The sequence below is a fragment of the Pseudomonas sp. WS 5051 genome (genome assembly GCF_012985715.1).
Classification (GTDB): domain Bacteria; phylum Pseudomonadota; class Gammaproteobacteria; order Pseudomonadales; family Pseudomonadaceae; genus Aquipseudomonas; species Aquipseudomonas bubulae.
This window is the reverse complement of record NZ_JAAQWV010000015.1, coordinates 93090-100815: the sequence shown is the minus strand read 5'-3', so window position 1 is coordinate 100815 and position 7726 is coordinate 93090. Positions and strand designations below refer to the sequence as shown.

The following is a 7726-nucleotide window of genomic DNA, read 5'->3' as shown; positions in this document are numbered from 1 at the left end:
TTGGCTGGCTGAAGGAGAACCGTCGCATCGTGACGCGCTTCGACAAGCTCGCAACAAGTTTTGCGGCGATGGTCTCATTGGCCTGCGCTATGCGGTGCTTGCGACAATACTTTACGTACAGAGCCTAGCTCTGGCCCCCTCTAAAGCGACGGAAAAAAGCCATTTTTTTTCCTAAACCTGTTGGCTCCCGCTAGATGTTTCATGCACTTCAATGTGTGTGATTTATTTACCTGTATAAGTCTACATTCTAGACCTGTCGTTAAATGCTACATATCGTGTGGATGTCTTCGAGGTGCCTCGATCTCACGGAAGGAATTGGATATGACGACGTTGGACGCGGTTTCGACAGGTGCATTGCTGTTGATGGGGATCATCCTGTTGGTGCTGTTGCTGCAGTACCTGCGGTTGCGTGAAATCTGGCAATTGCTGTTAGGCGAACGGGATCTCACCCGCTGGGCACGCATCTGGGAAACGGAAAACCGCGAACTGCGCTCAGCCCTGCGGGCAGAAAAAGCCCAAGTCGAAGAGTTGGAGGTAAAACTGACGATGCTGCAGGCCTCGGTACCCACCGCGTGAAAGGAATAGACATGGACAGACTTGAACGGATCAAGGGTTGCCTGCTCGGTGGTGCCGTAGGTGATGCGCTTGGCGCACCGGTGGAGTTCCTTGAATGGCCGGTGATCGAAGCCAAGTACGGCTGCCAAGGCATCGTCGACTTCGCCCCCGCATTCGGCCTTACCGGCGCCATCACCGATGACACCCAGATGATGCTCTTCACCGCCGAAGGCTTGCTGCGGGCCTTCGTGCGTGGAAGCGCGGGTGGGGATTGTCATGTGCCCAGCATCATTCACCATGCCCAGTTGCGCTGGCTGCTGACCCAGGATTACCCCGCACCGGTAGTGGTCAGCCAAGATGGCTGGCTGATCGAACAACAGGCCCTATGGTCCCGCCGAGCCCCGGGCACCACCTGCCTCACGGCGCTGAAGGCCAGCCAGCGGATGGGCGCTGTCGCCGAGAACAACAGCAAGGGCTGTGGCGCCTTGGTCCGCGCTGCGCCGTGTGCATTCTTCGCTAACGCCTTTGACTACGCCACCCAGTCCGGCCGCCTGACCCATGGGCACCCGACGGGCTACCTGGCCGGTGGCCTTTTCGCGGACATTCTCCAGCGCATGGTCGACCGGCAGGACAGCCTCGAACACTCCATCGGCGAAAGCTTGGCCAAACACGGGCAAAAGCCCAGCATGGAACAACCCCGCAGTTTCATCGAGCGCGTGCTGTTCTTCTTTTACGAAGGCTACCGGCCCACGCCACAACGCATTGCTGAATTGGGTGGTGGCTGGGTCGCCGAAGAAGCGCTGGCCATCGGGCTGTGGTGCGCGTTATTTGCGGACTCATTGGAAAGCGGCATCATCACAGCCGTAAACCACGGCGGCAACAGCGGCAGCACTGGCCTGATCACCGGCCACCTGCTTGGCGTGCAATACGGCGCCGCGACCATTCCGGCGCGCTGGTTCGCGCAGCTGGAACTGCGCGAGGTGATCGAGCAAATCGCCGAGGATATTGAACGTATTCCCCGTGAGTACTGCGGGGTGGGCGGGGAGTTTGATGAGCAGATTGAGCAGGCATATCCCGGTAATTGAGACGAGAACAGGAGAAGTGCGATGCCGATTGTTGCCGCTGCCCGAAAACTGACTCGGGTGTTCAACTGCCCCTGTTCAATTTTAAACCCATAGACCCTCGGCATTTAGTCGGTGCCGAGGGGACCTAGTTGCCATGCGGCTATCGCCGCTGATTGGCTTTTGGTCGATCTCTGCGCGCGCGAAATCACCCCGTACGGGCTATTCGGACCGATAGTAGTGCCGTAAATGCTCTCCGAGGTCAGCGGCACGTTTACTATCGGCTCCCAGTTTCGCGTCTGCCCTGACCAGCAATCCGGTTTCATTTCCAGGGCTTGCACTTACAGTTCATGGCGTCGAGCTAAAATCTGATGATCCAGCCTTCGATGTCGCTCGGCGGGCGTCACGAAGCTGATTCGGCTATGGCGCCAAAAACCTTCGCTAAGGTAATTTGCTTTCTGGAATGCTTGAGCTCATTGGCGAGTATTTGTAGTTTTTAATGTAGGTCCAGCATTCTTCCTTTTTTGCCCACTCAGAGATCATCCTGCCTTGTGCTCCGCTATGTAAGGCCTCATCGACTTCTTTTGCCCAAACAACAATTTGCTTTGCCAATTCAGGTGATATTTTCTGATTTTGCCAGATCATTTCCAGATCGAAATTGGAGCCAACTTTGGCAGAGAAAAGTGACAGGGTATAAATCGTCACATTTCCTTGAAATGCAGGAAACAGGGGGCGTAAAAGCTTCTGAGCAGCTTTGAAGAGAATTACTTGTGCGATCATCCGCTTGAACTCTGTTGACTCAGGTACTTTTGACAGGCCCTTTTCTGCGCGGTTATCTACATCCAACATGAACGCGTCAAAATTCTTTTGTCCGCCAAGACTCGCCATGTGGGGGTTCTGTCCCCACGCGTTCAGGAACTTTGCAAAGTCTGTCTTGGTGATCTTGCGAGCAGGTGGAATAGCTGCTTGCAGCTTTTTGATCCGAGCAGGAGTTTTACCTTCTCGTTCAAGCATGACCTTATAGCTACCGCCAGACCGCTCGTAATACCAGCGTCCGACTCCATCCGGGCAATAGGTTCGGGCGGCCAGTGCTTCAATTTCCGTATGGAAGGGATGGTTTGCCGAAAGATCAGATGCTTTTACGGCGTTCTGACTGTTTGCATATTTAGAGATGTTGGAAATCAACAACTCTTCGCTTTCCGAGGAGCGTAATACGATGAGCTTGGCTGGTACTCGTACCTTGGACAAATCCGTATTTGGAAATTTTTTCTTGGTGAAGTAGAGAGATGCAGTGGTTTGTCCTCCATTGACAATCTGCATTCCTTTCAGCCAAAGGATACCAGGTGAACCATCTGCCGCTCGGTTCATTCCTATTTCATCGGCAACCAAAACAACACCGTTGTTGTAAGCCATGAATCGTTCCGGTTCTGTGCGTAGGCTGTCGCGAATGCCTTTATTGATTTTCCCGGTTGCACTTAAAAAGGAGCGCACGTTGGCTTCAAGAACTCGCGCGCCATATTTGTCGTAAATAAATCTTAGAGCCTCACCTGGAATCGCCGTCAAGGCATAATCATACTCACCTGCAACACCGGGGACCCATACACAAGGCAGAGCGCTTCCCGATATCTCATTGAAGTCAACTAAGACTTCATCCCTAGGGCGGTTCTGCTGGAGATGGTTGAACAACCGCTCTATATCCATCACTTCGAGCTGGATGGATTTTCCTTGGAATTCAGTGGGGGCAAATCCCCCCTTGTTCTTCAACCACAAATCGGTGATGACGAAGACCCTTAGTTTGACCAAGCCAGAGAAGAACTGTCTGACGCTGACAACTAGAGGATAAGCCTCATTTGTTTCATCCATGCTCTTCTCAAGCGTCCCATTGACGCAGTTCTTGAGAAAACGCATGCATTGGTTGGCGGATTTGACAATTTCCGTTTGTGGGAGCGGCTCAATTTCATCAACCCCCTTGTAGAGACTGACAAACAGGTCAAGCTGATCCGGAGCTTCGTCATCGTCTGAAGAACCGAACGAATAACCACTCAAACGCAGGGTAGAGGCGCCGGGTTGATCGTCGAAATAGCACAGTTGCGGCTCATTGGTCATGCCGATGTCGGACATGTGTTGCATGACCTTTTCGGCAAAAACTAATTCTGGATAGGGATATTTTTCCCCGGGTGAATCGAATGATAGCTCTGCCTCACGTATCTCAGCTTGTAGTTCTTTTAGATACTCAACAAGTTCCACTTTAAAAAACCCCTAATTCCTGCAATGCCTGATCTAGGCTAATTTTTTGAGATTGCACAAGTCCAAGGTCTATCTCATACCTTGCTCGCAACACACCCAGTGGTGTGTTGAAGGGAGTCAGGCGTGGAAAGTGTTCATCCACACGATGAATCACTAATTCAGTAAGTGCGAAGGCTCGTGTGTACCGGTTCTGGTGTGTGTCTAGGTAGCCGCCATGCACTAGGCAGTTGTCGAAGGCACGCAGGGCCGCTGGGTCTGAGGAAAATCCTTGGCGCAACAGATCAATATGCTGCACAAGATTTTTTCCTTCCTCGCTTAGATGCAACTTGACTCCCGCCAAAAAGAACGGGTAGCGCAACGAGTCGTCAAGTTGTTCCAGTGAGTCAATGCACGCTGGAAATCCTTCGCTTGCAATTGTTGTCTTGACCTCGATTGAACCGCTTCCCAGTTCAAAGTCATGAAGGCCGTCCAGCGGTCCTTTCCAAGCGTCTACTGAATTGAACAACGGCATTCCTGCTTCTATTAATTTGCTCAGAACATTCAGTTCCCCGACAAGTCCGAGCTCCTCTTCAGCAGAAAGACCTTCGTGTCCTCGGCGCATGAAGTCCTGCCATGCTCTGATTCTTCCCAGGTAGCGTTGGAATAGGAGTTCTTCCTTTGCATCCGAACTTGCTTGGACGGTGCTCAGTACATCGACCACCATGCTGCTGAACAGGTCTAGGCTGCCAGCAGGCTGGCGGACCAGCGCCAGCCAATTGAGCCCCCGGCCCACTTCACCCAATGTCGCCTTTTCCACCTTGAAACCGTGACCATTGGGCAATTGATTCATGGCGGGTAGTTTCAGGGATGGAAACCCAATCAGCAACGCTTCCTCATTACCCGGTGAGCTGCGTGCGGCGCGCAATCGACAGCCACCGCATTCGGCCATTGCAATGCTACGCCAGCCTTCATCGGGACTGTCACCTGCCAGAGGGCGCCAGATAGCTTGCATTTCTTCTTCAGTCACAAGCGCCATATTGCTGCTCCCAGCTTTGCCAATGAACGTTGTTGACCATGTATTCGACTTTGGTTTTGGAGTTACTGCCCGGGAAACTAATAGCGAAAGCAACTACAGGCGGAGTTCCTAGTGGGAAGTTTTCCTTCTCCGCTTTCTGAGGGTCCAGCAACGAGATAATCAGCAGCCCTGTCTCAGGGTGTGGGGCGACGCCGTCAGCGCCAAGCCCACGTACCCGTCGTATTGCGGCTCCACTCGGGACTGCTGGTAACTCATTCTTGTCTCGTCGCCCCTTGTCTGCTTGCCAAGCAGCTTGGGTCAACGCCAATGCTGCATTCCATGCGGAATCGTCCAGGTCCATTGCCTCATCCCGCGGGGATAACAAGCGTCCAATGGCATATCGGTCGATAAGATTTTTCCCTGTACGCTTCATCAGATTGACCGTTCTACCTCCAACTTGATGCGGGATCTCGCTGTCACCAGAGACGATTGCCACTGTCCATTGAGTTAGCTCCCCGTTGAGGCTCATCATTTCAATAAAACGGGCGAGCAACTTACTGTTGACCTTTAGCGACTCAGGATGGGTTTCGTATTCTCGGAGGAAAGTCGCAACCTTTTCGGCATCGATGTTTGCCCAATGAGCTCCTCGCCACTTATCAATTTTCCCTGTTCGTTTCTGTGCAGGTATCTCATTGGCCCCACCGAGTTTGTCCGTGAAGCGCTCGAACGCTGCAAGATTCTTGCTAAGAGCTTCACTCTCCTTGAAAAAGGCAACCGTTTCAGATATCTGCCCGCTGAATGACAGGTATAGAGGTTTCGCTGCCCGCATTTTCAGCCGTGAAGTTACCATGAGCACGGAGTGGGATTTGACCTTGAGTCCATAATCGATAGGCTTTCCGCCGCTTTCGCACATCATGTCGAATTCGTCACGTAGCTCCTCGGACGCGTCCGCAATATGCCCGAACCACTCGATCAGATCGCTGGTGGTGTAAAGGCGGCAGAGGTCAATATACCCATGACGGTAACCAAACCAGCGTCCCATCTGCATGAGCGTGTCGTACATTTTTGAGGCGCGCAGGAAGTAACTGACACTCAGTCCCTCAAGTGTTAGTCCCCGAGCGAGTTTGTCGCCACCGATGGCAATCACTTTTAGTCCCGTAGGTGTATCGGCGTAATCAAGAGCATCCTTGGCGGTGCCGTTGATCATTCGTACATCCACGCTCTCCAGTACATTGAGAAGCTGAGCACGAACATCAGCCCAGTCTGGAAGTTTGCATTCATCGGGGGTATCCAGCGACTCACTGACTTCGTTGCTGGTTGGTACAAAGTCTCTTTCCCATAAGGTCTTCAACTCAGAGAGCAATTTCTTTTCATCGATACCCAGCGACAGTCGCTGTTTAACATTGTTCACATAGGCTTGCACCTGTTCGTGCACGACCTTTTGTACCCTGTTGAATCGAGTTACATGCACCAGCATTGAGTTGTGCGCGTCACCTTGGCCTCTGAGTTGACGGGTAGCACAACTCAAAATGAAGGCGTTTATCGCTTCGACCAAGGAGTCCGGCATGCTATGTGGCCCTGAATGGACCGGGTGGAAGTTGCTCCTATGGCCATGCGGCATCCATCCCGTACGGCCATCCTCGTCGCAGTAATCCGAGACTGTTCGTACCAGCGGTAATCCACCCTCGCGCCCCTCTTCGGCTGAGAGGCCAAATACTCTTGTCGGCCCTACATACGAAGAAGGTGCGGCCAAGTTAGAGATGAACGCAGAGGGAAAGAGATCTGGCCCTTCTTCACCCGTCTCACCTTTGTCATGAATGAAAATATTGGCGAATGGGGTGGCGGTGTAGCCTACGTAGGCACTTCGGGTAAAGGTATGCAGGATTCGGCGAATCATCCGATTGATGGCGGTTGGTTCGTGTTCCAGATCAGGTAAACCGTCTGCACCAACAACTTGCTCGCCGGTATCGACAGAGGCTTGGTCCGACTCATCATCAATCACCAATACTGGCAGGTGAGTAATGAGTTTTCGACCGGTTTCATTATCCTGACTATTGGCTACATGATCGCGTAGCCAGACGAGCAGTCGTGTCAGCACTGACTTGTTTTTTTTGACAACAAACAGCCATGGCCGCTCTTCCGGGGATATGCCGAGGTTGCGGACGAATCCCATGTTGAAATCGCCGTTATTACTGCGATTTGTTGCATAGTGCGGTCGGATAGACGGGGAACCATCAATTTTTCCCACGCCGATCAAGCGGGTTGCACCCGGGGTGGGACCAGTCTCGAAGCCCAGGAAGCCCTCGTCCAGACGCATTTGAGTCTGTGAACGTAGATTGTTGTGCAGGCCTGCCAATACAATGATTATCTTGTAGCCCGCATCCGCTGCCTTGCAGACAAGCCCTGTAAAGTTCCCTGTTTTACCGGACTGTACGTGACCGACCACCAAGCCTCGTCGATCCCACGGACCATCTCGGGTTGGATCTTCCAGCATCGACAGAATGGAGTCGGTGGATTTGTCTACCGACTCGACCGCTGCCCAAGGCAATTTTCCTTCCTGCCACTCCCGATAGCGCTGCCAGTAACGCCAATCGGTTTTTCTTTCCTGGGTCAGCCACGGGACGTGCCCCGCGTTATCCATCAGCGTTGCATCTTCTCCCACCCAGATGCTGAAACGACGGATAAGCTCGTCGGTCACACCGTCCCGATCCAGTTCTTTGCCCCAATTAGGGTTCATGAATAGAACGCGATCAATCATTTCTCCAATCATGGACGGCGTTACGTCAGCGTCACCTTTTTGGGCGATCAGCAACTCCTGCACAATCTTGATGACACTGGTTTTGCTCTTTTCGGGGTCCGTCATTACTCA

5 protein-coding genes and 2 pseudogenes are annotated in these 7726 nt (G+C 52.7%); 3 read left to right on the top strand and 4 right to left on the bottom strand.

Annotated features, from left to right (window positions below; translation table 11 throughout):
- From HBN79_RS19850 to HBN79_RS19840, 3 genes and pseudogenes are all read left to right on the top strand, one after another.
- Nucleotides 1–128: pseudogene (locus HBN79_RS19850) on the top strand (IS5/IS1182 family transposase); the annotation flags it as partial.
- Between the two features lie 193 nt (nt 129–321).
- A complete protein-coding gene (locus HBN79_RS19845) occupies nt 322–576 on the top strand; it encodes a hypothetical protein (RefSeq protein WP_087693415.1) in 255 nt (84 codons plus the stop codon).
- A gap of 11 nt (nt 577–587) precedes the next feature.
- Nucleotides 588–1640: an ADP-ribosylglycohydrolase family protein gene (locus HBN79_RS19840; RefSeq protein ID WP_169917068.1), complete on the top strand. Its 1053-nt coding sequence runs from the start codon at nt 588–590 to the stop codon at nt 1638–1640.
- Between the two features lie 254 nt (nt 1641–1894).
- Here the strand turns inward: HBN79_RS19840 and HBN79_RS23900 are convergent.
- The 4 genes and pseudogenes from HBN79_RS23900 to HBN79_RS19820 form a co-directional block, all read right to left on the bottom strand.
- A pseudogene (locus HBN79_RS23900) lies at nt 1895–2044 on the bottom strand (IS3 family transposase); the annotation flags it as partial.
- A gap of 13 nt (nt 2045–2057) precedes the next feature.
- Nucleotides 2058–3863, bottom strand: coding sequence for an AIPR family protein (locus HBN79_RS19830; RefSeq protein WP_150640980.1), 1806 nt, complete (start codon nt 3861–3863; stop codon nt 2058–2060).
- A gap of 1 nt (nt 3864) precedes the next feature.
- Nucleotides 3865–4878 (bottom strand): PD-(D/E)XK motif protein, encoded by a 1014-nt coding sequence (locus tag HBN79_RS19825; protein WP_150640981.1) that lies wholly within the window; start codon nt 4876–4878, stop codon nt 3865–3867.
- On the bottom strand, nt 4862–7720 hold the full coding sequence (locus HBN79_RS19820) for a Z1 domain-containing protein (RefSeq protein ID WP_150658716.1): 2859 nt from the start codon (nt 7718–7720) through the stop codon (nt 4862–4864). Before HBN79_RS19820 ends, HBN79_RS19825 begins: the two co-directional genes overlap by 17 nt.
- Nucleotides 7721–7726 lie beyond the last annotated feature (6 nt).

What these genes read in the sequence shown, in the direction of transcription:
- HBN79_RS19845 (WP_087693415.1), top strand. Translation starts at nt 322, where the DNA reads ATGACGACGTTGGACGCGGTTTCGACAGGTGCATTGCTGTTGATGGGG.
- HBN79_RS19840 (WP_169917068.1), top strand. Translation starts at nt 588, where the DNA reads ATGGACAGACTTGAACGGATCAAGGGTTGCCTGCTCGGTGGTGCCGTA.
- HBN79_RS19825 (WP_150640981.1), bottom strand. Translation starts at nt 4,878, where the DNA reads ATGGCGCTTGTGACTGAAGAAGAAATGCAAGCTATCTGGCGCCCTCTG.
- HBN79_RS19820 (WP_150658716.1), bottom strand. Translation starts at nt 7,720, where the DNA reads ATGACGGACCCCGAAAAGAGCAAAACCAGTGTCATCAAGATTGTGCAG.